Source organism: Streptomyces sp. NPDC051578, from assembly GCF_044454045.1.
Classification (GTDB): domain Bacteria; phylum Actinomycetota; class Actinomycetes; order Streptomycetales; family Streptomycetaceae; genus Streptomyces.
On the sequence record NZ_JBITDH010000001.1, the window covers coordinates 935,632 to 961,904 of the forward strand.

27 protein-coding genes, 1 tRNA gene and 1 pseudogene are annotated in these 26,273 nt (G+C 74.5%); 6 read left to right on the top strand and 23 right to left on the bottom strand.

Annotated features, from left to right (window positions below):
* Positions 1-355 precede the first annotated feature (355 nt).
* Positions 356-1,000 carry a hypothetical protein gene (locus ACIA6C_RS04185; RefSeq protein WP_399272791.1) on the top strand — a complete coding sequence of 215 codons (645 nt, stop codon included), beginning with the start codon at positions 356-358 and terminating at the stop codon, positions 998-1,000.
* Positions 1,001-2,288: 1,288 nt separating this feature from the next.
* Here ACIA6C_RS04185 and ACIA6C_RS04190 read toward each other — a convergent pair.
* A complete protein-coding gene (locus ACIA6C_RS04190) occupies positions 2,289-3,710 on the bottom strand; it encodes a peptidoglycan-binding protein (RefSeq protein ID WP_399274467.1) in 1,422 nt (473 codons plus the stop codon).
* Positions 3,711-3,945: 235 nt separating this feature from the next.
* Between ACIA6C_RS04190 and ACIA6C_RS04195 the strand changes: the two genes are divergently transcribed.
* Positions 3,946-4,019, top strand: a tRNA-Lys gene (locus ACIA6C_RS04195).
* A 123-nt stretch (positions 4,020-4,142) separates the two neighbouring features.
* On the opposite strand, the gene ACIA6C_RS04200 is transcribed toward ACIA6C_RS04195, so the two are convergent.
* The 10 genes and pseudogenes from ACIA6C_RS04200 to ACIA6C_RS04245 all read right to left on the bottom strand — a co-directional run bounded on the left by ACIA6C_RS04200 (position 4,143) and on the right by ACIA6C_RS04245 (position 12,100).
* Entirely contained in the window at positions 4,143-4,811 is a 669-nt protein-coding gene (locus ACIA6C_RS04200; protein ID WP_399272793.1) for a class F sortase, read from the bottom strand.
* A gap of 10 nt (positions 4,812-4,821) precedes the next feature.
* Positions 4,822-5,430, bottom strand: coding sequence for a hypothetical protein (locus ACIA6C_RS04205; protein WP_399272795.1), 609 nt, complete (start codon positions 5,428-5,430; stop codon positions 4,822-4,824).
* Positions 5,431-5,582: 152 nt separating this feature from the next.
* Positions 5,583-6,362 carry an HAD-IIA family hydrolase gene (locus ACIA6C_RS04210; RefSeq protein WP_361137687.1) on the bottom strand — a complete coding sequence of 260 codons (780 nt, stop codon included), beginning with the start codon at positions 6,360-6,362 and terminating at the stop codon, positions 5,583-5,585.
* A 146-nt stretch (positions 6,363-6,508) separates the two neighbouring features.
* The gene (locus tag ACIA6C_RS04215; protein WP_399272797.1) at positions 6,509-6,832 is read right to left on the bottom strand and encodes a hypothetical protein; all 324 of its coding nucleotides are present in this window, start codon (positions 6,830-6,832) and stop codon (positions 6,509-6,511) included.
* A gap of 71 nt (positions 6,833-6,903) precedes the next feature.
* Positions 6,904-7,023 (bottom strand): annotated as a pseudogene (locus ACIA6C_RS04220) (2-aminoethylphosphonate ABC transport system ATP-binding subunit PhnT); the annotation flags it as partial.
* Positions 7,020-7,733 (bottom strand): phosphonatase-like hydrolase, encoded by a 714-nt coding sequence (locus tag ACIA6C_RS04225; RefSeq protein ID WP_399272799.1) that lies wholly within the window; start codon positions 7,731-7,733, stop codon positions 7,020-7,022. The pseudogene ACIA6C_RS04220 and the gene ACIA6C_RS04225, both read right to left, overlap by 4 nt.
* Before the next feature lie 5 nt (positions 7,734-7,738).
* Positions 7,739-8,860, bottom strand: a complete 1,122-nt coding sequence (locus tag ACIA6C_RS04230) for a TIGR03364 family FAD-dependent oxidoreductase (RefSeq protein WP_399272801.1) — start codon at positions 8,858-8,860, stop codon at positions 7,739-7,741.
* Positions 8,861-9,006: 146 nt separating this feature from the next.
* Positions 9,007-9,777, bottom strand: coding sequence for a GntR family transcriptional regulator (locus tag ACIA6C_RS04235; RefSeq protein ID WP_399272803.1), 771 nt, complete (start codon positions 9,775-9,777; stop codon positions 9,007-9,009).
* 29 nt (positions 9,778-9,806) lie between these two features.
* A complete protein-coding gene (locus ACIA6C_RS04240) occupies positions 9,807-10,559 on the bottom strand; it encodes a hypothetical protein (RefSeq protein ID WP_399272805.1) in 753 nt (250 codons plus the stop codon).
* A gap of 458 nt (positions 10,560-11,017) precedes the next feature.
* Positions 11,018-12,100 (bottom strand): ROK family protein, encoded by a 1,083-nt coding sequence (locus ACIA6C_RS04245; protein ID WP_399272807.1) that lies wholly within the window; start codon positions 12,098-12,100, stop codon positions 11,018-11,020.
* Positions 12,101-12,150: 50 nt separating this feature from the next.
* Between ACIA6C_RS04245 and ACIA6C_RS04250 the strand changes: the two genes are divergently transcribed.
* Positions 12,151-13,263 (top strand): Gfo/Idh/MocA family oxidoreductase, encoded by a 1,113-nt coding sequence (locus ACIA6C_RS04250; protein WP_399272809.1) that lies wholly within the window; start codon positions 12,151-12,153, stop codon positions 13,261-13,263.
* 245 nt (positions 13,264-13,508) lie between these two features.
* Here the strand turns inward: ACIA6C_RS04250 and ACIA6C_RS04255 are convergent, their stop codons facing one another.
* The 4 genes from ACIA6C_RS04255 to ACIA6C_RS04270 all read right to left on the bottom strand — a co-directional run bounded on the left by ACIA6C_RS04255 (position 13,509) and on the right by ACIA6C_RS04270 (position 16,695).
* On the bottom strand, positions 13,509-14,369 hold the full coding sequence (locus ACIA6C_RS04255) for a fumarylacetoacetate hydrolase family protein (protein WP_399272811.1): 861 nt from the start codon (positions 14,367-14,369) through the stop codon (positions 13,509-13,511).
* 147 nt (positions 14,370-14,516) lie between these two features.
* On the bottom strand, positions 14,517-15,305 hold the full coding sequence (locus ACIA6C_RS04260; RefSeq protein WP_399272813.1) for a hypothetical protein: 789 nt from the start codon (positions 15,303-15,305) through the stop codon (positions 14,517-14,519).
* A gap of 147 nt (positions 15,306-15,452) precedes the next feature.
* The gene (locus ACIA6C_RS04265; protein WP_366080844.1) at positions 15,453-15,746 is read right to left on the bottom strand and encodes a DUF6412 domain-containing protein; all 294 of its coding nucleotides are present in this window, start codon (positions 15,744-15,746) and stop codon (positions 15,453-15,455) included.
* A 106-nt stretch (positions 15,747-15,852) separates the two neighbouring features.
* On the bottom strand, positions 15,853-16,695 hold the full coding sequence (locus ACIA6C_RS04270; RefSeq protein ID WP_399272815.1) for a class E sortase: 843 nt from the start codon (positions 16,693-16,695) through the stop codon (positions 15,853-15,855).
* A 44-nt stretch (positions 16,696-16,739) separates the two neighbouring features.
* Here ACIA6C_RS04270 and ACIA6C_RS04275 point away from each other — a divergent pair, with 44 nt between their 5' ends.
* Positions 16,740-17,744 (top strand): hypothetical protein, encoded by a 1,005-nt coding sequence (locus ACIA6C_RS04275; RefSeq protein ID WP_399272817.1) that lies wholly within the window; start codon positions 16,740-16,742, stop codon positions 17,742-17,744.
* Here ACIA6C_RS04275 and ACIA6C_RS04280 read toward each other — a convergent pair.
* From ACIA6C_RS04280 to ACIA6C_RS04290, 3 genes are read right to left on the bottom strand one after another with little or no spacing between them, the layout of a single operon-like run.
* Entirely contained in the window at positions 17,711-18,190 is a 480-nt protein-coding gene (locus ACIA6C_RS04280; protein ID WP_399272819.1) for a very short patch repair endonuclease, read from the bottom strand. The two genes, ACIA6C_RS04275 and ACIA6C_RS04280, sit on opposite strands and share 34 nt — an antisense overlap.
* A 10-nt stretch (positions 18,191-18,200) precedes the next feature.
* Complete coding sequence (locus ACIA6C_RS04285) at positions 18,201-19,196, bottom strand: hypothetical protein (protein WP_399272821.1); 996 nt, start codon at positions 19,194-19,196, stop codon at positions 18,201-18,203.
* 39 nt (positions 19,197-19,235) lie between these two features.
* Positions 19,236-19,772 carry a GNAT family N-acetyltransferase gene (locus ACIA6C_RS04290; RefSeq protein WP_329195522.1) on the bottom strand — a complete coding sequence of 179 codons (537 nt, stop codon included), beginning with the start codon at positions 19,770-19,772 and terminating at the stop codon, positions 19,236-19,238.
* 215 nt (positions 19,773-19,987) lie between these two features.
* Between ACIA6C_RS04290 and ACIA6C_RS04295 the strand changes: the two genes are divergently transcribed.
* Both ACIA6C_RS04295 and ACIA6C_RS04300 read left to right on the top strand, forming a co-directional pair.
* Entirely contained in the window at positions 19,988-20,164 is a 177-nt protein-coding gene (locus ACIA6C_RS04295) for a hypothetical protein (RefSeq protein ID WP_361137708.1), read from the top strand.
* A 70-nt stretch (positions 20,165-20,234) separates the two neighbouring features.
* Positions 20,235-20,537, top strand: a complete 303-nt coding sequence (locus ACIA6C_RS04300; protein WP_399272823.1) for a hypothetical protein — start codon at positions 20,235-20,237, stop codon at positions 20,535-20,537.
* Between the two features lie 595 nt (positions 20,538-21,132).
* On the opposite strand, the gene ACIA6C_RS04305 is transcribed toward ACIA6C_RS04300, so the two are convergent.
* The 5 genes from ACIA6C_RS04305 to ACIA6C_RS04325 all read right to left on the bottom strand — a co-directional run bounded on the left by ACIA6C_RS04305 (position 21,133) and on the right by ACIA6C_RS04325 (position 26,265).
* Complete coding sequence (locus ACIA6C_RS04305) at positions 21,133-22,587, bottom strand: DUF445 domain-containing protein (RefSeq protein WP_399272825.1); 1,455 nt, start codon at positions 22,585-22,587, stop codon at positions 21,133-21,135.
* A 63-nt stretch (positions 22,588-22,650) separates the two neighbouring features.
* The gene (locus tag ACIA6C_RS04310) at positions 22,651-23,478 is read right to left on the bottom strand and encodes a DUF1707 domain-containing protein (protein WP_399272827.1); all 828 of its coding nucleotides are present in this window, start codon (positions 23,476-23,478) and stop codon (positions 22,651-22,653) included.
* Between the two features lie 80 nt (positions 23,479-23,558).
* On the bottom strand, positions 23,559-24,527 hold the full coding sequence (locus ACIA6C_RS04315) for an ATP-binding cassette domain-containing protein (RefSeq protein WP_399272829.1): 969 nt from the start codon (positions 24,525-24,527) through the stop codon (positions 23,559-23,561).
* 9 nt (positions 24,528-24,536) lie between these two features.
* The gene (locus tag ACIA6C_RS04320) at positions 24,537-25,301 is read right to left on the bottom strand and encodes an ABC transporter permease (protein WP_399274469.1); all 765 of its coding nucleotides are present in this window, start codon (positions 25,299-25,301) and stop codon (positions 24,537-24,539) included.
* Positions 25,302-25,422: 121 nt separating this feature from the next.
* Positions 25,423-26,265 carry an ABC transporter permease gene (locus ACIA6C_RS04325; protein WP_399274471.1) on the bottom strand — a complete coding sequence of 281 codons (843 nt, stop codon included), beginning with the start codon at positions 26,263-26,265 and terminating at the stop codon, positions 25,423-25,425.
* Positions 26,266-26,273 lie beyond the last annotated feature (8 nt).

Genomic DNA, 26,273 nt, shown 5'->3' on the forward strand with positions numbered 1-26,273 from the left:
CGGAGCGCTGCTCGGCGCCGGAACCTGAGCCGAAGCCACCGCCGGGCCGGACGCCCCGCCCGACGACGGGCCCGGCTGGGACGGGCTCAGGGCGGCATCCCCCGCCTGTGCCACCGTCCGGCCCGAAGTTGCGGGCCGACCCGGGGCGGGAGCAGGGGCCTGACGCGAAGCCGAGGCCGCTGCCGACACCTCGGCCCGGGCCTGGGATGCGGGCCCGGCCGGTGCCTCGGCCCGGGCCGAAGCCACCGTCGGGGCAGCCGCTTCGGCGGGCGACACGTCCCACTCCCGAGGCGGGCTCAGGGGCCTGGCCGGCGCCTCCCTCCGGGCAGAGGCGGGCCACGCCGGAACCGCCGCCGTGCCGCCCGAACCAGCCCCCGACGCAGAGGACGCGCTCCGCTCCACGGACGGACTCACAGGCGCAGCCGCAGCCGAGGTCGCCTGGTCCGCAGAAGCGGACCACCCCGTCCGGGCTGCCGACGCTGCCGAGGCGGGCGCGGCGGCCGGGAACTGCGCCGAACCCACCGCCGAGGCGGGCGCCCCGACAGACGACGAGCCGGGCTCCCGGGCCGAGTTCACGGGCCCGGCCGACGCCTCCCTCCGGGCAGATGCGGGCCACGCCGGAACCGCCGCCGTGCCGCCCGAACCAGCCCCCTGGGCGGCGGACGCGTTCCGCTCCACGGACGGACGCACGGGCTCGGCCGCAGCCGACGGCGCCGTCCGGCCCGAAGATGCGGGCCAGCTCGGGGCCGAAGCCGGGGCCGAAGCCGGGGCCGACGGCGCCGCCGATGCTGCGCCGGCAGACGAGAACTGGACCGGAGCCACCGCCGAGGCGGGCGCCCCGGCAGACGACGAGCCCGGCTCCCGGGCCGAGTTCGCGGGCCCGGCCGACGCCTCCCTCCGGGCAGAGGACGCGCTCCACTCCACGGACACGCCCATGTGCTCTGCCGCTGCCGAGGCCGGTGTCCCCATCCGGTCCGGAGCGGTGGACGGCGCGAACTGAGGCGGAGTCGTCGTCGAAGCCACCGCCGGGGCCGGGGCAGTCGCCCCGGCAGAAGAGGCGCTCAGGGCCGCGGCCGGAGTCGAGTCCGGGGCTTCCCTCCAGGCCGGAGGTGCGGGCCAGACCGGAGCGGCGGCGGGGGCCGAGCTCATGCCCGTACGTTCACCCGACCCCGGGGCGGGAACTGCAGTCCCGCCCAAGGCCGCCACACGGGCCGGGGGCTCGGGCGGAGTCATCGGGGCCGAGGCCGTCTGGATCGGAGCCGGGCCCAGGTCCTGGACCGGGGCCACCACCGGCGTCTCCGCACGGGCCGGGGTCCGAGACGGAACCACCGCCGGGGACGAGGTCACTGTCCGGTCCGCGACGGTCGGGACGTCCGTGCGGGCCGGGATCGGCGCCGAAGCAGTGCCCGGGGCCGGGGACGGAGACGGAGTCCCCGCCGGGGCCGTCGCCCGGGCAGGGATCAGGCCCGGGCTTTCAGCCGGCTTCGGGGCCCGTTCCTCCGTCCGTGCCACAGCCGGCGCCTCGGTCCGGGCCGGTGGAGCGGGCCACAGCGGAGCCGAAGTTCCCGTCCGGGCCGGGGTCGCCGTCGAGACCGCGCCCGAGGCCTGCCCCGCGCTCGGGACCGAAGCCACCGCCGAAGCGGCCGCCCGGGCCGGAGATGCCGCCCAAGCCGAGGTCGTGTGCACCCCCGGCGTCAAGCCCGCGCCCGGGACCGAAGCTCCTGCCGAGGTCGCCGTCCGGGAAGGGGACGGGCTCACGCCCGGGTAGTCCCCCGCGGCCGGCGTCAGTGGCTGGGCAGCAGCCGCGTCCGGCGTCGTGATCCCGCCCGCAACCGGGGCCTGGGTCCCGGTCGGAGCCACCGCCATGCCCGGGGCCGGAGCTCCCGCCGGGTTCGCCGCCCGGGCTGGCGACGGGCCCACGCCCGGGTATCCGCCCGGGGTTGAGATCGCGCTCGGGGTCCCGCCCGGCAGCGAAGCCGCCGAGGTCGCCGCCCCGGCCAGAGACGGGCTCGGGGCCGGGCAGTCACCCGGGGCCGCGGCCATGGCCGGGACCGAAGCAGCCACCGGGGCCGGAGCTCCCGCCGGGTTCGCCGCCCCGACCGGGACCGGAGCTGCGGTCGGGGGCACCGCCCCGACCGGGGCCGGGGCTGCCGTCGGCGTCGGGCGGTGGGTGGTCCAGCGGCCCGGGCGAGGGGGGCAGCCGGAATCGGCGGGCGGCCGCTTCGCCGCGGGGACGCGGAACGTGCCCGTCGTGGTCGTGGTGCGCGTGGGGTACATCGTTGCCTCCGTCATGCGAACAGCCGGCGCCAGGTTTCCGGGCCCGGATAGCCGTTGGCCAACGCCCCGCGCCAGCCCTGCGCGCGCTGGAACGCCTCTACGTTGCGCCGGTCGGCCTCGCCCCATACGGAGCCCGGGCCGGACGTGTAGTACGTGCCGAACCCCTTGGCCATCAGCTGCCGGCCGAGCGCGGCGACGGCGGGGCCGGACTGCCCCGGCCGGAAGGCCCCCGGCCCCGGGTAAGCGGGCACACCGCCCCCCGGGCCCCCCGGCACCGGGTGCGCGGGGTGGCCGCCGGGGCCCGGGGCGGCTTCCGGCGTCGGGACGATGTCGTTGCCCTGGCCCTGCACCAGCAGCCGCCACGTGTGCGCCCCCGGAATGCCGTCGGCTTCCGCGCCCGTCCAGCCCTGGGCCTTCTGGAAGGCCTGCGTGGCCAGCCGGTCCGACTCGCTCCACTTCGTGCTCGGCCCCTTGGGGTAGAACCGCCGCCCGCCCCGGTCGATCAGCATCCGGCCCAACCGCGCCACGTACTCGTTGTCCGCGCCCGGCCCGAACATCTTCGCCCCGGGGAAGGCGGACGGGGCGGCGGGCTTCGGGTCGTTCCCCGGCCCGTCGGGCAGTAGTCCGCCGGTCACCCCGGTGTAGCGGTACGGGAGGTACTTCGTCGCGTTGTTCCAGTACCCGTACGGCGTAGCCAGCTTGCGCGTCGTCGGGCGGGTCTGCTCGTAGGCGATGTAGCTCGTGCGCGTCTCGTCGACCCAGCCGCCGAAGAGGGTGACGTGCGAGCCGTTGTTGGGGTCGGAGGGGTTGTGGAAGAGGAGCATGTCCCCCGGCAGCAGCTCCTCCTTGGTGATCTTCTTGGCGAACTTGTCGAGGCTGCCGGTCCATTCGTTCGTGCCGAGGTTCCAGGCCATCGAGACGAAGCCCGAGCAGTCCTGCCGGTAGCCGTCCGACCAGTAGTCGGACATGCTGTACGGGACCTGCTCCTCCAGCCACACCTTCGCCCGGTTGATGATCGTCGAGCGGTCGATCCGCCTCACCGTCGCGGGCGCGCCCGGCCGGCCCGGCGGCTTGGCGGGGGATCCCTTCGGCCCGTGCAGCGGCGCCGGTCCGCCCTGCGGGGACCCGGGCCCGTCCGCCGACGGCCTCGGCGGCGTCGGCGTCGCAGGGACCGGCCTCGGCGGCGTCGGGGCCACCGGGACCGGGCTAGGCGCCGGGCGGGCCGCCGCCAGGGCGGTAGGGCCGCCACCGCTCAGCACCACACCCGCCGCGGTGGCCACCACCAGCGCGCGCCGGGCGCCGCGCGCGCCCGGGGGTGCGCCGTCCCGCAGGGCTGTGGCCCGGCCGCGCGCGAGGGTGCGGCGCCGGTGCACGCAGCCCAGGCAGCCGCAGTCGCCCGCGGGCTCGTACTCCTCGAAGACCGGCATCGGCATCGGCATCGGTGGCGCCGACTGCACATGCACCGGAGGCTGCGTCGTCATGCGTTCCGTCCACTCCCCTTGCTCGTCCACTCGTCCGGCCGGGCACGCATCTGGCGGGGCATCAGATTCGGCTCGGCCCAGACATATCGTGCACGACAAACCCCCCAAACATGGGTTAATCGGACAGCACGGGCGCGGCTGGTCCTGAGCACCCCCGCAGGTGGGGTAGAGTTTTCCCTGTCAGCAGGCGCCGCTAGCTCAGTTGGTTAGAGCAGCTGACTCTTAATCAGCGGGTCCGGGGTTCGAGTCCCTGGCGGCGCACAGACAGGAGAAACCCCCGCAGCGAAAGCTGCGGGGGTTTCTTCGTTCCGGCCCGCGCGGCGGCCCCACCGGCGCGGCGCCCCGACCCGCGCCGCGCCCCGGGACTCGCGCGGACGGCACCCCTCACACGGCCGTACCCGGCCCTGCCTTCACGCCCGTCAGGTAGGCGGCGACCACCACGTTCGCCGAGTACTCCTTGGCCTTCTTGTCGTACGTCCCGCCGCAGGTCACCAGCCGCAGCTCGGCGCGGCCCGCCACCTTGGGGCCGTACGCCTTCTGCGGGTCGAAGCCCGCGCGCTCGTAGACCCGTACGTCCTCGATCGTGAACTCGGCCACCGACCCGTCCGCCCGCACCACCCCCACCTTGTCGCCCCGCTGTACCGTGCTCAGCCCGTAGAACACGGCCGGCTTCGTGCGCGTGTCCACGTGGCCGACCAGCAGGGCGGTGCCGGGCCGGCCCGGCTGGGTGCCGGCGCTCCACCAGCCGACCGTGCCCGGGTTCTCGTACGGTGGCGGCTCGATCGCCCCCTCGCGGTCGAGGCCGCGCGAGATCACCGGCGCCTGGATGCCCAGGGACGGTACGTCGAGCCGCGCCGGCGGGGCCGCCGCCAGCGGGGAGTGCGCGAGGGGCAGACCGGGGACCGCCGCCCCGGCGCCACCGGCCTGCCCCCCGGGCGGTACGGGGACTCCGGTGATCTCCCGCCCCCACAGCCACAGCCCGAGCACCAGCACCGTCCACGCGGCGAACGTCAGCAGTCGGGAGCCGGCGGAGCCGCTGGGCCCCTCGTTCACCGGCGGGCCCTCACTCGCCGCTGCGACGGCGCCGCAGCGCCAGCGCCCTGCCCGCCACGGCCAGGGTGGCCACGGCGGCGAGGGCGGCGCCGATCAGCGTCTGGGGCAGCCCGGGGCCGTCGCCGCCGTGGTCCTTCTTCGCGGGCGCGGCCGCCAGCTCCGTCGTCCTGGCCGCCACGTCGGCGGCCATCGCGCCGCCGCCCGCGTGGACCGGCCAGACGGGCGAGTGGTGCGGGTCGGGGTGGTGGCTCCGCTCGCGGATCCGGATCGAGCCGCTGACCCGGCCGTCCCGCCCGTCGCACTTGACGTTGATCTCGTGCGAGCCGGCCTGGGCGTGCGGGGCGATGAGCGCGTCGCCCCACAGGGCGTGGCGGTCCTCGTGGCCGGAGGACAAGTGGACCTCGGAGACGAAGACGGAGGACCTGGCGGACGCCCAGCCTCCCTCGCAGCCCCGCACCTCCAGCTTGACCAGGTCGCCGGGCTCGGCGGGGTCCGGCCTGACCGAGACGCCACTGCGGCCCCAGTCCTCGGCGACGGCGGCGGGCGCGGTCACGGCGGTGAGGGCCGTCAGGGCGACGGCCGCACCGGCGGCACGGAGAGCGATCAGAGCACTGCGCATGGTGAACCTCCTCAACAAGGAGATTCACGCGCGGCGCGCCGCTCCGCATCCGGAGCGGCGCACCCTTGGACCGTACGAGTCAGCCGTACGCACCAAGGGACCGCCGCCGGGGAGGGCACGGCGGAGCCGCCCCCGGACCGCACGGGATCGGTTTACACCAGGTCGATCAGGTCGGCGATGGAGTCGACCGTCTTGGTGGGGCGGTAGGGGAACTTCTCGGTGTCCTCGATCGCGGTGAGGCCGGTCAGGACGAGGAAGGTCTGCATGCCCGCCTCAAGGCCGGCCAGTACGTCGGTGTCCATCCGGTCGCCGATCATCGCGCTGCTCTCGGAGTGCGCGCCGATCGCGTTCAGGCCGGTCCGCATCATCAGCGGGTTGGGCTTGCCCGCGAAGTACGGCTGCTTGCCGGTCGCCTTGGTGATCAGCGCGGCGACGGCGCCGGTGGCGGGCAGCGGGCCCTCGATGGAGGGGCCGGTCTCGTCCGGGTTGGTGCAGATGAAGCGGGCGCCGCCGTTGATCAGGCGAACGGCCTTGGTCATCGCCTCGAAGCTGTACGTGCGGGTCTCGCCGAGGACCACGTAGTCGGGCTCGTGGTCGGTGAGGATGTAGCCGATGTCGTGCAAGGCGGTCGTCAGGCCGGCCTCGCCGATGACGTACGCCGTGCCGCCCGGGCGCTGGTCGTCGAGGAACTTGGCGGTCGCGAGCGCCGAAGTCCAGATGTTCTCGACGGGAACGTGCAGACCCATCCGGTTGAGGCGGGCGTGCAGGTCGCGCGGGGTGTAGATGGAGTTGTTGGTCAGGACCAGGAAGGGCTTGCCGGATTCGCGCAGCCGCTTGATGAAGGTGTCGGCGCCGGGGATCGGGGTTCCCTCGTGGATCAGGACGCCGTCCATGTCGGTGAGCCAGGATTCGATCGGCTTGCGCTCTGCCACGGGACTGTTCTCCGCTCTGCGGGGCCTGTGACCTCCGGGTCTGTGACCTCCGGGGCCTCCGGTCCGTACCACCCTATCCGGCGCGGGCCGTGGGCGCGGGGGGCGTCCACGGCCCGGACGGGGAGGGCAGGAAGGGGGGGTCGGCGTCAGCCGAGTGTGACGTTGTCGACGGTCCAGTACCAGTTGTGGGCGCCGCTGTAGCGGAAGCGGACCTGTACGTCGGTGGCCCCGGCCGGGACCCGGAGGGTGAGGGACTCGCTCCTGGCGACGGCGTCGGCCGTGTAGCTCGTGACGACCGTCGGCGTACCGCCGTTGTAGGAGACCAGGACTTGGGCGCTCTGGCCGGCCTCGTGGCGGTAGTGCGTCTGGTGGCCGAGGTTCACCGTGGAACCGCTCGCGCCGCCGCTGACCGGCCACTTGGGGGTGATCAGCGTGGAGTCGAAGGAGCCGGTGTGGCTCCTGTCGTCCACTCGCTCGTGTCGTCCCACTCGCTCGTGTCGTCCCACTCGCTCTTGTCGTCCCACTCGTCGGAGTCGGCCACCGAGCCGGAGGGGCCGAGCAGCGCCATCACCTCGCCCGGCTCGACGGTGGGGTCGAGCCGGTCCAGGACGGTCGTGCCGTGGTAGGCGACCGAGACCGAGTCGAAGCGGATGCCGCTCACGCCGACTCCACCAGCAGGGCGGGCAGTTCGGCGACGGAGGCGAGGACGTGGGTCGCGCCGTTGGCGGTGAGCGCCTCACGGCCGTGGGCGCCGGTGAGGACGCCGGCCACGATCCCCGCGCCCGCGCGGACACCGCTGAGCATGTCGTACGCGGTGTCGCCCACGACCACGGCGTCCCGTACGTCGGCCACCGCGCCCGTCCGCAGGAAGGCCGCCAGCACCATGTCGGGGTAGGGGCGGCCGCGGCCGCCGGCGTCGGCCGGGCAGAGGGTGAGGTCGGCGAGGTCGCGCCAGCCGAGTGCGTCGAGGATGGCGTCCTGGGTGACGCGGGCGAAGCCGGTGGTCAGTACGACGGTGCGGCCCTCGGCGCGCAGCTTCCCGATGGCCTCGCGGGCGCCGGGGACCGGGGCGATGAGGCCGCCGTCGACGAGTTCCCCGTACGCCTCCTCGAAAGCCGCGTTGGCGCGCCGGGCGAGGTCCTCCGTACCGAAGAGGTGCCGGAAGACGGAGATCTTCGACTCGCCCATGGTGTCGCGGACGTACTGGAGCTTGGCGGCGTGGTCGGCGCTGCCCGGCTCGACGCCGAGGCGTTCGGCGGCGCGCTCGAAGGCGCGCTCGACGAGACCGCCGTCGGAGACGGTGGTGCCGGCCATGTCGAGGACGACCAGGCCATGGTTCCGGGTGGTGGTGGCGGTGGCGGTGTCTGTCATGTCGGTTACCAGCCCAGTTCGTTCGCGGTGGTCTCGGCTATCGCGGGCGAGCAGGTCATGCCGCGCCCGCCGGGTCCGGTCACCAGCCAGACGCCGTCGGCGACCTGCTGGCGGTGGACGACGCGGGTGGTGTCGGTGCACTGCGCGTACACGCCCGCCCACCGGCGCCGGATCCTGGGCAGCGGGCGGCCCAGGAAGGACTCGACCACCTCGGTGAGGTGCTCGTACGGGTCCTCGTCGGTGTCGAACGCGAACGGGTGCTCGTATTCATGGGTGTCACCGATGGTCAGCCCGCCGTCCCGGCGCTGGACCATCAGCAGCTGCATCTTGTGGGCGGCCGCGACCGGCGCCTGCGCCTGCCCGGAGTCGAGGGCGTCGAGGGCTTCCGAGCGGTACGCGGGGTAGTAGCGGAAGCTGTCGGCGTCCGCGACCGAGGTGGTCAGCGGCTCGCCGAGCGGGGCGGTCTGCATCATCTGGAGCCGGACGCGGCGCACGGGCAGGTCCGGGACCAGCTCGCGGACCAGGCCGGACAGCCAGGCACCGGTGGCGAGGACGACGGCGTCGCCGCGGTGGACGTCACCGTGGTCGTCGCGGACCGCGCCGGTCCCGATGACCTCGCGCACCTCGCGCCCGGGGAGGAAGGTGTACCGGCCGGTGGCGCGCAGGGCGTCGCGCAGGTGGAGCTGCGCCGTGCGCGGTTCCACGGCCGCGTCCCGCTCGCACCACAGGGCGGCCTCGAAAGCGCCGCGCAGCGCCGGGTTGATCGCCCGGGCCTCCTCGGCGGTGACCAGCTTGTAGCCGCGGGCGGCGGCGTCGGTGCGGGCCACGGCCGCTTCGGCGACCGCGCGTTCGCGGGGGGTGCGGACTGGGGTGAGGGAGCCGATCGCGCGGAAGCCCAGGCCGGGCACCTGTGCGCCGATCCGCTCCCAGAGCTCGCGGGCGCGCAGGGCGGTGTCGAGCTCCTCTCCCCCGGCCCGCCCGCTGATCCAGATCTGGCCGAAATTGCGCAGGGACGCGCCGCGGGCCTCGGCTTCCCGTTCGATCTGGACGACCTCGTGGCCGCGTTCGACTGCTTGCCAGGCGTGCATGGTGCCGACCACGCCGCCTCCGACGACTATGACTCTCACGCCGTCCACGGTGGGCGCGGCCCGGGGCAGGGAGAGGGCGGCGCGATGGCGGGCCGGTGAACAGGGCTCGACGCCTGGACTAGACCCGTTACCTTTCTGTGACAACACTACGTCCCCTTCGCTCGCTCTGGTGGGGAATGCCGAGGCTACTCGGGACGCAGGCGGGTCGTGAAGCTGAACCGGTCGCCTCGGTAGAGCGAACGCACCCGCTCCAGCGGGCGGCCGTCCTGGTCGCGGGAGAAGCGGTGGATGAGCAGCATGGGCAGCGCGGGCGGGGTGCCGATCAGCAGGGCTTCGCGGGGAGTGGCAAGGACCGTCTCCAGCTTCTCGTCGGCGTCGCCGAACGAGATGCCGAGGCGGTCGCGGAGGTACCCGTAGAAGGAGGAGTCCGGCTGGAAATCGCTGTCGAGTCGGGGCGCGCGGGCGACGCGCAGGTACGTGCTCTCCAGTCCGACGCGCTCGTCGTCGGCGAGCAGGACGCGCTCCAGGTGCCAGACCGGCTCACCGGTCTCGGCGCCGATGCCGCGGGCCAGCTCGGGCGGGCAGGGGAAACGTTCCAGGCCGATGAGGTGCCGGCCCGGACGACGGCCCTGGCGGCGCACGCCCTCGGTGTAGCTCGCGAGGGACAGCGGCTGCTCCAGCTTGGGCCCGGCGACGACGGTCCCGCGGCCGGAGCGGCGCAGCCGGCCCTCCAGCAGCAGCTCGCGCAGGGCCTGGCGGACGGTCTCGCGGGAGACCTCGTACTGCTCGGCGAAATCACGCTCGGTGGGCAGCAGGCCGCCCTCCCCGAGTTCCTCGACCAGGACGGAGATACGGGCCTTGACCGCGTAGTACTTGGGGATGCGCCCGTGCTCGGGGATGCCGGACCGCACGGCCTGCCCGGGGCGGTGGGGCTGGCTCTGGCTGAGATGTTCCACCCTCGGACTGTACGCGGACCAGGTGTACGTCAGTCCTCGGCGCGGGCCCGCAGCCGCCGGGCGCCGAGCAGCAGCCCGCCGCCGGTGGCGACGGTGGCGACGGCGGCCGCGGCCGACGCCCAGGGGCGGGGGCCGGTGTGCGCGAGCGAGCCCGCCTCGCCGGCTTCGTCCTCGGGCCCCTCGACGGAGAACCGGTAGCCGCCCGCCTCGCCGACCCAGTCCCCGTCGTCGCCCTTGCGCCGGACGACGGCGGCGTCGGCGAGGACCTCACCGTGCGGGGCGTCGGGGGCGAAGGCGAGGGAGACGCGGACGGTACGGGAGCCGCCGGCCCCGATGGCGAAGCCGGGAAACGCCTCGCCGTCGAACACGGCGATGATCTCGTCGCGGTCGCTGCGCTCCAGGGTGGCGGGGCGGGGGCCGTCGGGGGTCTCGAAGTCCATTTGGAGGTGGGCGGGGCGCAGGGTGCGGGCCTTGTCGGTGAAGACGACGACGGGGTGGATGGCCGTGCACTCGCCGGAGGTGGTGTTGGTCAGGTCCAGGTACCAGGTCTGGGGTCCGTCGCCGGTGCGGTACACGGCCGGGCCGCCGCGGATGCGGGCGCCGATGGGGAAGGCGCTGCTCTTGGCGTCCCCGCAGGTGGCTTTGGCGCGCGAGGGCAGCGCGGGGGCGGGGTGGGCCCCGCCGCCGTTGCCGACGTCGGCGGAGGCCGTGCCGGGCGCGAGGAGGGAGAGGAACACGGCGGCCAACAGGGCGGGAGGGGCAAGGGCTTCGCGCAGTCGCATGGAGGACCTTCGCAGCTCGCCGGACGGAAACAGTGATGATGCCGATGATCGGACGAGGCGACAATCACCCCGCCGCCCGCACTCTCCCACGCCCCACCCCCACCCCCGGCCCATCCGCGCGCGGACCCCCCACCATTACGCCTGATCGGACGCGGGGCCCCACCTCGCCCCGGCCTCATCCGGCCGGGTCACACCCAGCCCCGTGGGGGTCCCCCCGGACTAAGTCTGGGGGAGCTTGAGGCGCGGGGCCGGCAAACCCAGCCTCGTGGGGGTCCCCCGGACGGACTCTGGGGGAGTTTGAGGCGCGGGGTCCGGGGCGGAGCCCCGGAAAGCCCGGCGCAGCCGGGACCGCCCGCGCAACGGCGCCGCACCGAACCAGGCCAGGCCAGCCAGGCCGACCACAATCCAGCCCGCCCGGCACTTGAGGCGCCCGGGCCCGGGGCGGGGCCCCGGGGACCTCAGGCGCCCCGCCCGAACAGCGGGCCCAGCACCAGCTCCGCCGCCCCCTCCGCCACCCCCGTCCCGGCAACGGCGACGGCCACCGCCACTCCCGCCCGCCTCACCAGCACCGCCTCGACCCCCTCCACGAAGACCCCCGGCTCCGCCTCCACCACCCTCCCGCCCAGCACCACCCGCTCCACGTCCAGCAGCGCCACCACGTTCGCCGCCCCCTCCCCCAGCACCCGCGCCGCCCCCGCCAGATCCCCCCGCGCGAGCGCGGAGAGGCACAGCGCCTCGACGCACCCCCGCCCCCCGCACCGGCACGGCGGCCCATCCAGCTCCAGCACCTGGTGCCCGAACTCCCCCGCCAGCGAGCGCGGCCCCCGGAACACCGCACCGTCCAACCGCAGTCCCGCTCCCACCCCCGTCCCGACGTGCACGTAGACACAGTTCGCACCCCGCCCGTCCCCCGCCGCCACCGCCGCAACCCCCGCGTTGGTGTCCTTGTCCACCACCACCGGCACCTGCGCCCCCAGCCGCCCCGCCAGCACCTCCCGCAACGGGAACCCCTCCCACTCCGGGAACCCCGTCACCCGCCCCAGTACCCCGTCCCGCCAGTCCAGCGGGCCCGGCGCCGCGACCCCCACCCCGAGCAGCGGCGCCCCCGCCCCGCCCGCCTCGCGAACCCGCACGACCGCCCGTAGCACCGCCTCGACCGCCGCCACCGGCCCCGCCGCGAAGTCCAGCGGCCCGCGCCACCGCGCGACGACGCGCCCCGCCAGGTCCACCCGTACGGCCGTCAGCTCGTCCCGGTCCAGCTGCACCCCCACCGCGGACCGCGCCTCCGGTACCAGCCTCAGCAGGGTCCGCGGCTTGCCGCCCGTCGACGCGCCCCGCCCGGCCTCGGCGACCAGGCCCTCCGCCGCGAGCCGCGCCGTGATCTTGCTGACGGCCTGCGGGGTGAGCCCCGTACGACCGGCGAGGTCGGCGCGGCCCAGCCCGCCGGGCCCCGCCCCCCGCAGCAGCCCGAGGATCAGCGCCTCGTTGTGCCCCCGCACCACGGGCAGGTTGACCCCATTGCCCTGATGGCCCCGATTCACCCCGCCGTCTCTCCTTGCACTTACGCAACACTGTTGCCAAAGTATGACCCATGCCCCTGAACGCCACCTCCCCCCTCCGCGTCGGAATCATCGGCTACGGACTGGCCGGCTCCGTCTTCCACGCCCCTCTGGTCACGGCCACCGAGGGGCTCGTCCTCGACGCGGTCGTCACCTCCGACCCCGGCCGCCAGGCCCAGGCGCGCGAGGCCTGCCCCGGCATCCGGATCGCCGGCTCCGCCGCCGCGCTCTGGGACGGATCGGACGGTGCCGATCCCGTCGACCTCGTCGTCATCGCCTCCCCCAACAAGACGCACGTCCCGCTCGCCAGGGCCGCCCTCACCGCAGGCGTCCCCGTCGTCGTGGACAAGCCGCTGGCCGCCACCGCCGCCGAGGCCGACGAACTCGCCGCGCTCGCGGAGCGGACCGGCACCTTCCTGTCCGTCTTCCAGAACCGCCGCTGGGACAACGACTTCCTCACCCTGCGCCGGCTCCTCGCCGACGGCGAACTCGGCGACGTGCAGCGCTTCGAGTCCCGCTTCGAGCGCTGGCGGCCGCAGCTCAAGGGCGGATGGCGGGAGTCGGGGGCGCCGGAGGAGATCGGCGGGCTGCTGTACGACCTCGGCAGCCACGTCGTCGACCAGGCGCTGGTGCTCTTCGGTCCGGCCGTGCGGGTCTACGCGGAGACCGACGTGCGCCGCGCGGGCGCGGAGGCCGACGACGACACCTTCATCGCGATCACGCACGCCGGCGGGGTCCGCTCGCACCTGTACGTCAGCGCGACCACCGCCCAGCTCGGTCCGCGCTTCCGCGTGCTCGGCTCGCGCGCCGGCTACGTCAAGTACGGCCTCGACCCCCAGGAGGCCGCGCTGCGCGAGGGGCTCCGACCGGGCGGGGACGGCCAGGCATGGGGCGTGGAACCCGAGCACCTGTGGGGCCGGCTGGGCGCGGGCGAATCACCGCTGACCGGCGGCGGGACCCCGGTGCCGACCGCGCCGGGCGACTACCCGGCGTACTACGCGGCGGTGGCCGCGGCACTGCGCGAGGGCGGGCCGGCTCCCGTGACGGCCCGTGAGGCGGCGCACTGCCTGGCGGTCCTGGAGGCGGCCCGCCGGTCCTCGCGCGACGGCGTCACGGTGACGCTCTCCCCCGCCGACGCGGCGTAAGCCGCCCGGAGCCACGGCGGCCCGCCCACCGGCCCCCTCAAGGCGGCCGGCCGCCGGCCCCCTCAAAGCGGGTCGGCCGCCGGGCATTCTCAGCGCGGGTCGGCCGTGAGCACCGCAGGCCGGGACCGCCGCACAGCCACCCCACCCACCATGGGGCAGCCGGGAGCGCAGGCAGGCGGGAGGGGCGGGCCGCCCCCCGGGGGTCCGCCCCTCCCGCCGTCCTGCCCTTCCCGGCCGCCGGCTCGTTACGCGCCCTTGAACTCCTGGCGCTGACGACCGAGGCCGTCGATCTCCACCTCCACGACGTCACCGGCGCGCAGGTACGGCTTGGGCTCCGGCTGACCCATGGCCACGCCCGCCGGGGTGCCCGTAACGATGACGTCACCCGGGTACAGGGTCATGAACTGGCTCAGGTACCGCACGACCTCGCCGACCGGGAAGATCTGGTCCGAGGTGCTGCCGTCCTGCTTGAGTTCGCCGTTGACCCAGAGCCGGACGCCGAGCGCCTGCGGGTCCGGGACCTCGTCGGCCGTGACCAGCCAGGGGCCGAGCGGGGTGAACGTCTCGCAGTTCTTGCCCTTGTCCCAGGTGCCGCCGCGCTCTATCTGGAACTCGCGCTCCGATACGTCGTTGACCACCGTGTACCCGCCCACATGCGCCAGGCCCTCCTCGGCGGAGGCCAGGTAGCGGGCGGTGGCGCCGATGACGACGCCGAGCTCGGCCTCCCAGTCCGTCTTCACGCTGCCGCGCGGGATGAGGACGGTGTCGTCCGGGCCGACGACCGTGTCCGCCGCCTTGAGGAACAGGATCGGCTCGGCCGGCGGCTCGGCGCCGATCTCGGCGGCGTGCCCGAAGTAGTTCAGGCCGATGCCCACGACCTTGCCGATGCGACCGATCGGGGAGCCCACGCGCAGCCCTTCGGCGTCGAGTGCGGGAAGTTCCCCGGGCGCCGCCGCCGCGTCCCGTACCCGGGACAGCACGGAGTCGTCGGCGAGCAGCGCGCCGTCCACATCCGTGATCAGTCCGGACAGGTCCCGCAGGGTTCCGTCCTGGTCGAGCAGCGCGGGGCGCTCCGACCCGACGGGTCCGACACGCAGCAGCTTCATGGGCATTCTCCCGTGGTCGAGGGTGGTCGGCCCATGGGCATGCCCCGGGCCGGACGATGGGTTGCGGCCATCGGAGGATTGGCCGATCCTCCAAGATGTCCGGCCAATCTGCAAGACCCTGTTCACGGACTGGAACGCCACCCTCCGTCAGGCGCGCCCCGCACCCCGCTGTAGCCAGGCCCGCTCGGCGACCGACCAGGCGGTGGTCGTCAGCAGGTAGAGCCCGGCGGCGAGCGGCACCACGGCGGCGGTGATCAGCGTCCCGAACGACAGCAGGGGCAGCACGCCGCCCATCTTCCGCATCACCGCCTCCTGCTCGGCGCTCAGCACCGCCACTCCCCCGCGCGTGGCGGCCCCGGCCTTCGCCCCGGTCCCGGAAGCGCCCACCACCGCGGCCCGGCCGGTCCCCGCGCCGCGGCCGGAACCAGCGCCCCCGCCGACCCCCGCCCGAGCACCACGGCCGGAACCACCGCCGGCGCCACTGCCTTCACCCGCGCCCGCCACTGCGAGCGAGGACGCCAGCGCCGCCCGGCGCCCGCGTACCGCGCTCCAGGCCGCCACCGCCCCGATGGCCGCGAACAGCCCGAGGAACACCAGCCCCGGCGCCCCGAACACCCCGCCCTGCCCCAGCGCGTCGGCCCAGCGGTCCCCGAGGGGCGCGGCGAGCAGCCGGTGGCCCAGCAGTTCGTTGGCCGCCCCGCCGACCTCCGCCGAGGAGAACCCGCGGTACATCACGTAGAACACCGGCAGCTGCAACAGCGCGGGCAGGCAGCCGGCCAGCGGCGTCGCGCCGCGCACCGCCGCCCGGCTCAGCGGGTGCAGCGCGAGGCGTACGAGCACGGTGAACAGCACGATCGCCACAGCGGTCGCGGACTCGGCCAGAACCGGCTCCAACAGCCGGCCCAACTCAACGACAAGGTGGGTGAAAACGGACACGCGGGCCCTCCGAGGGGTCTCGTCGAACGTCGAAAGAGATGCATTTCGGCGTGACGACCCGCGAGGGGCGACGACATGATCAGTGAGCGGAAAATGGTGCCACGGCCAGGGCCGACCAGCGGCCCCGTCCTGATGTACTGCGCGCCCCTACGCGGCCGTCGGGACGAGGCGGCCGGGAGCCCGGGGCCGCGACCGGCCCGAGGCGTCGGGATCGCGCTGCGGCAGGAACGCCGTGCGCTGCTCGCGATCACGGATCGCGGTACGTATTCGGTGCGGCGGTACGGGGCGCACCCGGCTCGCCGCCAAAGCGGCGGCGGCCACCGCGACGGCGGCCGCGAGGGCGACCACCACTCCGGCCAGCACGTTCTCCCCGAGCAGCAGCCCGAGGAGACCTCCGAGCAGCAGCAGGGTCAGCAACAGCTCCTGCAAACGCCCGACCATGCCGCCCACCCCCTTGCGCTCAGCCCCTCGACCGTCAGTACGAACTACCCTACCGACACAACGCCCCGCCCCGCGCCGCAGTTCCCGTGATCACCGTTTACCGCGATCACCTTTTCAACGTCCCCCACACCACCAGCCGGTACTTGGAGGTGTACTCGGGCGTGCAGGTGGTCAGCGTGATGTAGGCACCGGGTTCGCTGTAGCCGTACCCCGGCTTCACCGCGCTGCGCGGCACCGGTGCCACCACGCCCGTGTCCCGCTCGGTGGTCTCGGGCAGGATCCGCCCCACCACGTAGGTGTACCTCTGCCCCCGCAGGTCGACCGTCACCTCGTCCCCCGCCCTGAGCCGGTTCAGGTACCGGAACGGCTCCCCGTGCGTGTTGCGGTGGCCGGCCAGCGCGAAGTTCCCCTCCTCGCCCGGCTGCGCGGTCCCGGGGTAGTGCCCGGCGTACCCCTTGTCGAGGACGGCCTTCTTGTCGATCCCCTGCGCGACGGGCACGACGAGCCCGAGGCGCGGGATGCGCAGCACGGCGTACGACCGGTCCCGCGCGGGCGCCCGTCCCGCAGGCGGCGCGGCCCCACCCGGGGCGGAGGGTGACGGCCCCGGCCCGGCCGCCGAAGGCGCCCCCGACGGTCCCGGATCGGGCTCGGGCCGCGCGTCCGCCTGCCCATCCGCCTCCGCGTCCGCATCCGCCTCAGCCGCGGGCGGGGCCAGGCGCCCCGGCTCCTCCCACCCCCGCTCCAGCGCCCGCACTTCCTCCCGGGCGCCCGCCAAGGCCTGCCGGTTGGTCCACCACATCTGGTGCACCACCAGCAACAACACCACCGCCCCCACCGTGACGGCCAGTTCGCCGGCCGCCCACAGCACCCCCGCGAGACCGGCCCGGCGCCCTCGCCGGCCGCTCCCCTGCACCACCACAGGTATGTGATCCCGCACGGGCGGCACCATAAGACCTCCCCCGTCAACTGACCAGCGGCAGTACGGTGTGAACCATGCGCCCCGACACGCCTGCCGAGCACATCGCCGAAGCCGAGCGCCTCATCCGCACGGCGACCCGCTACCCCGAGGACCAGGAGCCCTTGCTCCTCCAGGCCGCGGCCCACCTCGAACTGGCCGACGAACGGGAACGGGCAAGCGCGCTCTACGACCGGCTCCTCGCCTCCGAGCCCGACGACCCCCACCTGATCAAGGCGCTCCAAGCCTCGAACCTGTGGGAGTACGGCCACGAGGCCGAGGCCCGCGCCCTGATCCAGGGCATCCGTACGGCGGCCCCCGCCGACCCGGCCCCCTGGGAGGTCATCGCGGAAACCCTGGAGAACCACGACGAGTTGACCGCCTCGGAGGAGTGCTTCACGCAGGCGGCGACCCTCCTCATCCCGGAGAACACCCCCCTCACCCAGGCCACCACCGCCCTCCTCACGGGCCGCCACCGCGTCCGGCGCCTCCTCGGGCGCCCGCACGACGACTGGGACATGGTCGCGGACACCCGCCACATCGGCCCGATCCCGCTGGACGAGCTCCACGACCCGAAGCGCATCTGGGCCCTGGGCTCCGACGACCCGGCCGAGCTCCGCGCCGAGATCGCCCGCCTCCGCGCCGAACTGGGCGACCGCCGCGCCGCCCTCTCCCGCCCGTTCCCGGTGGCGATCCTCCACTGGCCCCAGCGCGAACTGGCCGAACTCCTGACCAGCTACCCGACGCTCGCCGCGGAGTACCCCTCGCACGAGCAGCACCTGGAACAGATCGAATCGTCCCTCCGCGCCCTGGCCGCCTCCGGCACCACCAACCTCGGCATCGTCACCGCCAGCGTCCCCTCGTACGAGGCCTTCGCGGCCTCCGAGAAGACCTCCCCGGCCTCCCCCAGCCTCCTGGCGGAATACGCCACCACCCTCGCCGCCCGAGGCAAGGCCACCCCCTGGCCCCCCACCCCCAGCTCCCCCTGCTGGTGCACCTCGGGCAAGCCCTACCCGGAGTGCCACGGCGCGAGCGAGGACTGACCTCCCTCACGGCCCGGCTTCTCCGTTCGAGCGGATCGCCTCGCCGCGACGACCTCCGCCACGCGTTCGGCTGCCTTCTCCACCGACTCGTGTTCCCAGACCCGCACCGCCAACCAGCCGGCCTCCGCCAGCCGGGCGTCGGTGTCGCGGTCGCGGGCCCGGTTTCCCTCGATCTTCGCGCGCCAGAATTCGGGATTGCTGCGGGGCCACGTGGCGTGGAGAGGGCAGCCGTGCCAGAAGCAGCCGTCCACGAAGACCGCGACCCGCGCCGGGCCGAACACGATGTCGGCTTCTCGTCGCACCCCTTTAACAGGGCGTCGGTGGACCCGGTACCGCAGCCCTGCGGCGTGCAGCGACCGCCGCAGGGCGATCTCGATCCCGGTGTTCTTGCTCTTCTGCCGGCTCATCCGAGCCCGGACGGCCGGGGTGCTTTCGAGGGGTTCCACTCCGCCATTCTCACGGAACGGAAAGCTCCAGCTGAACGTGGCCGCGGGCGGAGGCCGTTGGGGGGTGGGGGCGGGGGGTGGTGAGGGTCAAGAGGGCGCGGAGGGCGGCGATGACTTCGGTGGGGGTGTCGCGGATCATGGAGGGGGTGGCGCTGACCACCAGGACGCCGTGGGACTCCAGGCGCAGGCGGCGGCGGAGGGTGGCGTGCCAGGCGTCGCGGGTGTAGTGGTACTCGGCGGAGTCGATCTCCAGGGCGACGCCCTCGTCGGGCCAGTAGGCGTCCGGGCTGGCCAGGAAGGTGCCGTCCGGGGTGTAGAGGCGGGCGTTCCACAGCGGGGTCGGCAGGTCGGTCCCCGTGAGGGTGTCGCGGGCCCGGGCTTCGGCGACCGAGCGGACGCCGGCCAGGAGTTCCGACGCCGCCGAGCGGATCGCGGGGCGGCCCAGGAGGCGGGAGGAGCGCAGTTCGGCGTGCAGGTCGTGCGGGTGGCACCAGCCGGCCTGGACGACGTGGGCCAGGGTCGAGCGGATGCGGTCGGGGTCGTCGGCGCGGGCGGCGAAGTCGGCGGCCGCGCGGACCGGCCGGGTGCTCGGGATGCCGCGGACGGTGATGGTGCGCGGCCAGCGGGAGGTGGTCAGCGGGCGGACCCCGGGGGTGGCGGTGAGCCGGCGCGGGGCGCGGATCAGGACGTCGGCCGGGGCGTACGGAGCCTCGCGGATGCCGAGCAGGGCGAGCGCTGCGCTGCCGGTGAGGGCGGCCGTGTCGCCCGAGAGGGGGTCGGCGGTGGGCTCGGTGGCGTACAGGACGGCGGCGAGGGCGCGTTGACGGTGGTCAGGGGGGCCGGTCTGGAGGAGGTAGACCCGGGGCAGTAAGCGTTGCCAGGGGCCGCCCGGGCGGGTGCGGGAGGTGATCGTGCCGTCGGGTACTCCGGCGGCGGTGGTGAGCTGGTGCCGGGTGGCCAGGTTGAGCTGTCGCCGGGCCAGCCGCTGGGGCGTAGTGGTGATCATGGCGCGGGTATGCCCGCCCCCGGCACGTGATACCCCTGGTCAGCGGCTCGGGTGGTCCGGGGCCAGGAAGACGATGACGCCGGTCTCGGTGCCGGGGAGGGCGGCGACCTCGTGCCAGCCCAGGCGGCGGTACGTCGCCACCGTGTCCCGGGCCAGCCGGGAGGTCAGGAGCCAGGCGCGGCGGTCGGGGGCGTCGGCGGTGATCTCGGTGAGGAGGGCGCGTCCGGTGCCGCGGCCGCGCGCGTAGGGGCGTACGGCGAGTTCGTCTATCTCCAGCGCGCCGACGAGGAGTTCCTTGACCCGGCCGGGTCCGAGCTGCGCCGCGACCTGGCCGTAGGCGCGGTTCTTGGGGAAGGCGGCCGGGGTGAGCCAGGCGGTGGCGAAGCCGTCGATGCCGGCCGGGGACTGGGCGAGGGCGGTACGGAAGCCACGGCGCCTGGCGTCGGCGGGGAGGCGGTCCGCGAACTGGCGAATGGTTTCTTCGTCTTCGTTCCACGGCGGGGCGGAGAAGACGTCGGCGTAGGCGTCGACCAGTTCGTCCACGAGGTCGAGGACGGCCTGTCCGTAGCAGATCACGATGTCCGGGCTCCTGGGGCGCGTTGCGGGGATTTTCCCGTTTGTCTTTGGAGAGTGAATTTATGCGGTCCGGGTTCCACGGGCGGCGTATCAGGCGGATGCGGCGAGTGTGCGACAAATCCCCTCGGGCGGGTGGGCGGGTGTGGGCGCGGTTGTGGTGCCGTGGGGCGTGGGGCGGGGCGTGTCGTGGGGGGCGGCGGGCGCGTTGAGGGGTCGTGGACAGACTGCTTCGGGCCGTTGGGCGGGCCGCCCTCGCCTTCCTCCTCGTCCTCGGGGTCGTGGCGCTGCTGCCGGCCGCCGTGCGGGAGGCGGTGCCGGAAGGGGTGATCGGCGGGGCGGTACTGGTGCTGGGCGGGGTGGGGGCGCGGAGGGCCGTCAGACGGGCCCGTTAGCCTCGGGGCGTACGGAAACGGCCCGTACGGGTACTGCGGTACGGGTACTGCTGACGCGTAGGGAGTGGACATGGAGCGGGTACCGACCTCGATGGTGGCGGCGGCCGGACTGGTGGGCGGGTACGCGGTGGCCCGCTGGACCAAGAGGCGGCCGCTGGGCGGTGTGGTGCTGGGGGCCGCCGGGATCGCGGCGGGGCGGGAGTGGCACCGGCGCGGCGGCGTGCCGGCGGCGGCCGGGCTCGGAGCGTTGTACCTGGCCGGGTTCGCGGGGGCGCATCCGCTGGCGCGGAAGGTCGGGGCGTGGCCGGCCGTCTTCGGGGCGGCGGGGGTTGTGGCGGGGGCCGCGTGGGTCGTGGCCGACCGGCGGGGGTAGCGGGACGGCCTCGCGGGGGCGCGGCGCCGCCCCGCGGAGCGGACCTGGCTGCGCCGGACCTCCCGGGGCCCCGCCCCAGACCGCGCCTCAAACGCCGGCGAGGCTGAGAGTGCGACCCCGCGCCGCGAACCTTCCCGGGCTCCGTCCGGGGCGACCCGGGAGGCCCGGACTCGGCCCGGGACGCAGCCTTACCCGCGGCGCCGCCCCGCGGAGCGGACCTGGCTGCGCCGGACCTCCCGGGGCCCCGCCCCAGACCCCGCACCTCCAACGCCGGCGAGGCTGAACGTTCGACCCCGCGCCTCAAACGCCGGTGAGGCTGAAAGTGCGACCCCGCGCCTCAAACGCCGGTGAGGCTGAAAGTGCGACCCCGCGCCTCAAACGCCGGTGAGGCTGAAAGTGCGACCCCGTACCTCAAACGCCGGGGGGGCTGAACGTTCGACCCGCGCCTCAAACGCCGGCGAGGCTGGAGGGCGGCCCCGGGCCGCGCATTCCCCCGCGCTCCGTCCCGGAGGACCTGGCGCCGCGCCTCGGGCGTCGGCCGCCGGGGGCGGTAGCCCGGCGGCGGCGCGGCGGCGCGGGTGGGGCCGGGCGGGCTCTACGCCCCCAGGGCTCGCGAGACCGTGTAGATCAGAAGGCCCGCCAGGGCGCCCACCACCGTGCCGTTGATGCGGATGAACTGGAGGTCGCGGCCGATGTGGGCCTCGATCTTGCGGGAGGTGTGTTCGGCGTCCCAGGCCGCCACCGTGTCGGTGATGAGCGAGGTGATCTCCGTGCGGTAGGTGGTGACCACGTACACCAGCGCGCCCTCGATCCAGCCCTCCACCTTGGCCTGGAGCCGCCCGTCCGTCGCGAGCCGGGCGCCCAGGGACATCAGCGACGCCCGCACGCGCAGCCTCAGCTCGCTCTGCTCGTCCTCGGCCGCCGCGATGATCATCGACCGGATCGCGGCCCACGCCGAGGCGATCACGTCCTGCACCTCGCCCCGCGCGAGGATCTCCGACTTGAGGCGCTCCACCCGCTCCCGGGTCCGCGTGTCCGACTGCAGGTCGGCGGCGAAGTCCGTCAGGAAGCGGTCCACCGCGCCCCGCGCCGGGTGCTCCGGCATGTCCCGCATCTCCGTCACGAAGCGCAGCAGTTCCTTGTACACCCGCTCGCCCACCTTGCGGTCCACGAAGCGCGGGGTCCAGCCGGGCGCGCCGCCCTGGACGGCGTCCATGACCGAGTCCCCGTGCGTGACGAGCCAGTCGTGGGCCTTGGCACAGATCAGGTCGACGGCGCGGTGGTGACCACCGTCGGCGACGACCTTCTCCAGGGTCTTGCCGATCCCCGGAGCGATCTCGGCGCCCTCGGCCCGCCTCGTGATCGCCTCGCCCACCACGGCCTGCACGTCGGAGTCCCGCAGCACGGCCAGTGCTCCGCGCAGGGCCGTCGCCAGTTCCGCCGTGACCCGCTCCGCGTGCGCGGGGTCCGCCAGCCACGAGCCGAGCCGGCCGCCGATGCCGAGGGCGTGCAGTCGGGCCCGGACGACCTCCGCGGAGAGGAAGTTCTCGCCCACGAACTCGCCCAGCGACACACCCAGCTGGTCCTTCTTCGTCGGGATGATCGCGGTGTGCGGGATGGGCAGCCCCAGGGGCCGCCGGAACAGGGCCGTGACCGCGAACCAGTCCGCGAGCGCGCCGACCATGCCCGCCTCCGCGGCGGCCGCGACGTACCCGGTCCAGCCGCCCGCGCCGGTGTGCTGCGCCCACTTGGCCAGTACGTAGACCAGCGCGACCAGGGTCAGCAGCCCCGTCGCGGTGGTCTTCATCCGGCGGACCCCGCGCCGCCGTTCCTCGTCCGCCGCGCTGAACACGAAAGCGCCGCGCCCGACGGCCGCCCCGGCCGGGGCGCCGGCCGGGGCCCCGGCCCCGGCCTGGGTCCCGGCGGCCGGGGTCCCGCTCCCGGTCCGGGCCCCGGTCCCGGTCTGCGCTCCCGTGCGATGGTCCGCGTCGCGATGGTCCACGTCTTCCACGTGCTCCTGCCTTCCCCCCACGGCCGGTTTTGTCCGCATAGCATCCGACTCCCGAGCGGTCCGAGGAGTTCCCGGCGCGCCAGCACGCCGCTACGAGAGCCCTTACAGCTCCTTCCGGAGCGGCCCGCCGTCCACCGAGCCGGTCGCCTTGCCGCCCTTGGCCTTCTTGACGCCCTTCGGCTCCTTCACCCGTACCTCCACCCCGCCCATCAGGGCGAGCCCGGTCACCACCACGCGCGGTGCGCCCGGCTCCGGCTGCTCCGGGCCCTCGCGGTGGTCGAACGCCCCCATGAAGCCGATGCCCCGTACATCGACCTCCACGCCCGGCGGGACGGTGATCTCGATGCCGCCCATCACGGCGATGCAGTTGATCACGACCTCCGGCTCTGCGAAGTTCGCCTCGCGCAGGTCGAGCTCCCCGCCCCCCATCAGCGCGAACGCGTCGAACCGCGCCGGCACCGTCCAGCGGCCCTTGCGCTGGAACCCGGACATGACGGCGATCCCCGTCGACCAGGTGCCGTGGCCCCCGATGCGGTCCGCCCACGCCGACCCGGAAGCCGCACGCGCCACCCCGGCCCCCGGCGGCGCCGACGCCAGGGGCGCCTCGACACCCGGCTCCGGCAGGTCGCGGGTCAGCGGCTCCAGCTCCGCGTACGTGCGCGACTTGTAGGCCGCGTCGAGGCGCTCCTCGAACTCCTCCATGTCGAGCCGGCCCTCGGCGACGGCGTCGCGCAGCCGGTCCACCACCCGCTCCCGGTCCGCATCCGAGGCCCTCAGCTGCGGCAGCGCACCCCCGGCCGGCGGCTCCTGCGACATCGGAAGCTGCTTCTCCAGGGACGGCTTCCGCGCGATCGGAAGCTGCTCCCCCGGGGACGGCTCCTGCGGCAACGACCCCTCCGTCAACGGCTTCTCCGGCCGCTCCTCATTCATGGGACCAGACTATGTACTGGGCCCGGGCAGTTGTACGTCTCGTCCCCGTACCGGACCCCGGGGCCCACCCTGATTTCCCCCTACCCCCGCCCCGCGTACATCCGCGCGATGACCTCCTCGATGTCCGGCTCCCGCACCGACAGGTCCAGCAGCGGGTACCCCGCCGCCACGGCCGCCACCAGCGGCGCCGCCGACGCCTGCGCGGGGAACGCCAGCCACTGCCGCGTCCCCTCCACGCGCACCACCCGCGCCCCCGCCACCTCCAGCGGCGGAAGCTCCCGCTCCAGGTCCACCACCAGCGTCCGCTCGCTCTCCCCCGCCCCGCCCGCCGCGTGCAGCCCGCCCAGCGGACCGTCGTACATCAGGCGCCCGTGGTCGATCACCATCACCCGCTCGCACAGCTGCTCGATGTCCTGGAGGTCGTGCGTCGTGAGCAGCACCGTCGTCCCGAGTTCCGTGTTCAGCTGCCGCAGGAAGGCCCGCACCTTCGCCTTGCTCACCACGTCCAACCCGATCGTCGGCTCGTCCAGGTACAGCACGTCCGGATCGTGCAGCAGGGCCGCCGCGATGTCCCCGCGCATCCGCTGCCCCAGCGACAACTGCCGTACCGGCACGTCCAGCAGCTCCCCCAGGTCCAGCCGCTCCACGCAGCGCTCCAGGTTCGCCCGGTACCTCGCCTCCGGGATCCGGTACATCCGCCGCATCAGCCGGTACGAGTCCTTGAGCGGCAGGTCCCACCACAGCGTCGTGCGCTGCCCGAACACCACCCCCATCCGGTGCGCGAGGCGCATCCGCTCGCGGGCCGGGTCGACGCCCGCGACGCGCAGCCGGCCGGCGCTCGGGGTGAGGATCCCGGTCAGCATCTTGATCGTCGTGGACTTGCCCGCGCCGTTGGGCCCGATGTAGCCCACCATCTCCCCCCGGCCCACCGTGAACCCGATCCCGTCCACGGCCCTCACCTGCCGTTTCTCCCGGCGTACCAGCCCCACCCGGCGCCGGACCGTGAACACCTTCTCGACGCCGTCCAGCTCGATCAGTACGTCTCCCATGTCCTGTCCTCAGCTCCCCGTGCTCCGGTACGAACGAAGTCCCGCGCGCCAGGCCAGCGACGCGGGAACGAACACCGCGAAGGCCACGAGCGGGCTCAGGAACGCGACCCAGCCCGGCAACCCCAGCGGATCGGGCCGCCCCAGCACGTACAGCGCGGGCAGCCAGTTGACGAACGCCAGCGGGACGATGAAGGTGACCCCGCGCAGCAGCTCCTTCGCGAACACCGTCGGCGGGTACTCCAGCATCGTGCAGCCGCCGTAGGTGAAGGAGTTGACCACCTCCGCCGCGTCGCCGGCCGCGAACTGGAAGGCCGCCCCGGCCACCATCACCGCCGCGAAGATCGCCGTCCCCGCCAGCACCATCACCGGCACCAGCAGCACCTTCCCGGCCGTCCAGTCCACGTCGAGCACCGCCAGCGCCCACACCAGCACCCCGGAGCCCTGCGCGATCCGCCCGAGCCGGCGCAGCGCGAACCGGTCCGCCGCGACCTGCGCGAGCACCGGGACCGGGCGCACCAGCATGCTGTCCAGCGAGCCGTCGCGGATCCGCGTGCCGATCCGGTCGGTGTTGCCGAGCAGCAGGCTGGCCAGGCCCAGCGAGGTCGAGGAGGACCCGTACAGCAGGGCGATCTCGGGGAGCGAGAAGCCGGCGAGGACGTCCACGTGCATGAACATGATGGAGATCGCGGCGAAGTCGAGGAGGGTGACCGCCGCGTTCCCCACGGTGGCCAGCAGGAAGGACATCCGGTACGTCATGGCCGAGCGGATCCACATCGCGGCGATCAGGCCGTAGCCGCGCAGCCCCTCCAGCGCACGGTGGCGTTCCGGCTCCCGATCCCGCTCCCGCTCCCGCACCGCCGCCGGCGGCTGCTCCCGCTCACGCCCGAGCACCGCGTCAGCCACCCTGGACCACCACCTTCCGCGTCGCGGCCGCCTGCATCAGCCGGCCCGCGCCCAGCAGCGCCAGCGCCCACCCGGCCTGGAACGCGAACGCCCGTACCGCGGCGCCCGCGCCCGCCCCCTCACCCAGCAGGACGTCCATCGGCACCTGGAGCATCGCGGCCCACGGCAGCATCCGGACCACGTCACCGAAGCCGCCCGGGAAGACGGTGAGCGGCAGCAGCATCCCGGAGAAGAAGACCGAGACCAGACCGGCCATCATGTTGACCCCGGTGCCGTCCATCAGCCAGAACGCCGCCAGCCCCAGCAGGAACCGCACCGCGAAGCTCACCACCAGCCCGAGCACCACGGCCGCCAGGAACAGCAGCCAGCGCACCGGGTCGGCGGGCAGCGCGAGTGGGAAGGCGAGCGCCCCCGCCAGGACCGGGACCAGCCCGCGTCCCAGCAGCTGGAAGGCGGCCCTGCCCATGTCGGCCGCGAGCCACCACAGCTGGAGGTCGGCCGGGCGGTACAGGTCGACGGCGATGTCACCCGTACGGACGCGCTCCTGGAACTCCTCCTGGAACCCGCCGCCCATCAGAGCGGCGGCGGCCAGCAGCGACTGGCTGACCCAGATGAAGGCCAGTGCCTGCCCCTGGCTGTAGCCGCCGAGGCCGGGCCGCTCGTCCCACAGCGCCACGTACGTGTACGCGAGGATGAAGCCGAACACGGTGTTGGTGAACACGCCTGCCGCCGTCGCCGTCCCGTAGGTGGCGTAACGCCGGAACCCGCCGACCGCTACGGCCCCGTAGAGCCGTAAGCGGTGACACGCGTCCCGTACCCCCGCCCTCCGGCGTATGTCCCCGC

What these genes read in the sequence shown, in the direction of transcription:
- ACIA6C_RS04190 (WP_399274467.1), bottom strand. Translation starts at nt 3,710, where the DNA reads ATGCCGATGCCGGTCTTCGAGGAGTACGAGCCCGCGGGCGACTGCGGC.
- ACIA6C_RS04205 (WP_399272795.1), bottom strand. Translation starts at nt 5,430, where the DNA reads ATGCGCAGTGCTCTGATCGCTCTCCGTGCCGCCGGTGCGGCCGTCGCC.
- ACIA6C_RS04225 (WP_399272799.1), bottom strand. Translation starts at nt 7,733, where the DNA reads ATGACAGACACCGCCACCGCCACCACCACCCGGAACCATGGCCTGGTC.
- ACIA6C_RS04240 (WP_399272805.1), bottom strand. Translation starts at nt 10,559, where the DNA reads ATGCGACTGCGCGAAGCCCTTGCCCCTCCCGCCCTGTTGGCCGCCGTG.
- ACIA6C_RS04250 (WP_399272809.1), top strand. Translation starts at nt 12,151, where the DNA reads ATGCCCCTGAACGCCACCTCCCCCCTCCGCGTCGGAATCATCGGCTAC.
- ACIA6C_RS04255 (WP_399272811.1), bottom strand. Translation starts at nt 14,369, where the DNA reads ATGAAGCTGCTGCGTGTCGGACCCGTCGGGTCGGAGCGCCCCGCGCTG.
- ACIA6C_RS04265 (WP_366080844.1), bottom strand. Translation starts at nt 15,746, where the DNA reads ATGGTCGGGCGTTTGCAGGAGCTGTTGCTGACCCTGCTGCTGCTCGGA.
- ACIA6C_RS04270 (WP_399272815.1), bottom strand. Translation starts at nt 16,695, where the DNA reads ATGGTGCCGCCCGTGCGGGATCACATACCTGTGGTGGTGCAGGGGAGC.
- ACIA6C_RS04275 (WP_399272817.1), top strand. Translation starts at nt 16,740, where the DNA reads ATGCGCCCCGACACGCCTGCCGAGCACATCGCCGAAGCCGAGCGCCTC.
- ACIA6C_RS04285 (WP_399272821.1), bottom strand. Translation starts at nt 19,196, where the DNA reads ATGATCACCACTACGCCCCAGCGGCTGGCCCGGCGACAGCTCAACCTG.
- ACIA6C_RS04300 (WP_399272823.1), top strand. Translation starts at nt 20,235, where the DNA reads ATGGAGCGGGTACCGACCTCGATGGTGGCGGCGGCCGGACTGGTGGGC.
- ACIA6C_RS04305 (WP_399272825.1), bottom strand. Translation starts at nt 22,587, where the DNA reads ATGCGGACAAAACCGGCCGTGGGGGGAAGGCAGGAGCACGTGGAAGAC.
- ACIA6C_RS04310 (WP_399272827.1), bottom strand. Translation starts at nt 23,478, where the DNA reads ATGAATGAGGAGCGGCCGGAGAAGCCGTTGACGGAGGGGTCGTTGCCG.
- ACIA6C_RS04315 (WP_399272829.1), bottom strand. Translation starts at nt 24,527, where the DNA reads ATGGGAGACGTACTGATCGAGCTGGACGGCGTCGAGAAGGTGTTCACG.
- ACIA6C_RS04320 (WP_399274469.1), bottom strand. Translation starts at nt 25,301, where the DNA reads ATGTGGATCCGCTCGGCCATGACGTACCGGATGTCCTTCCTGCTGGCC.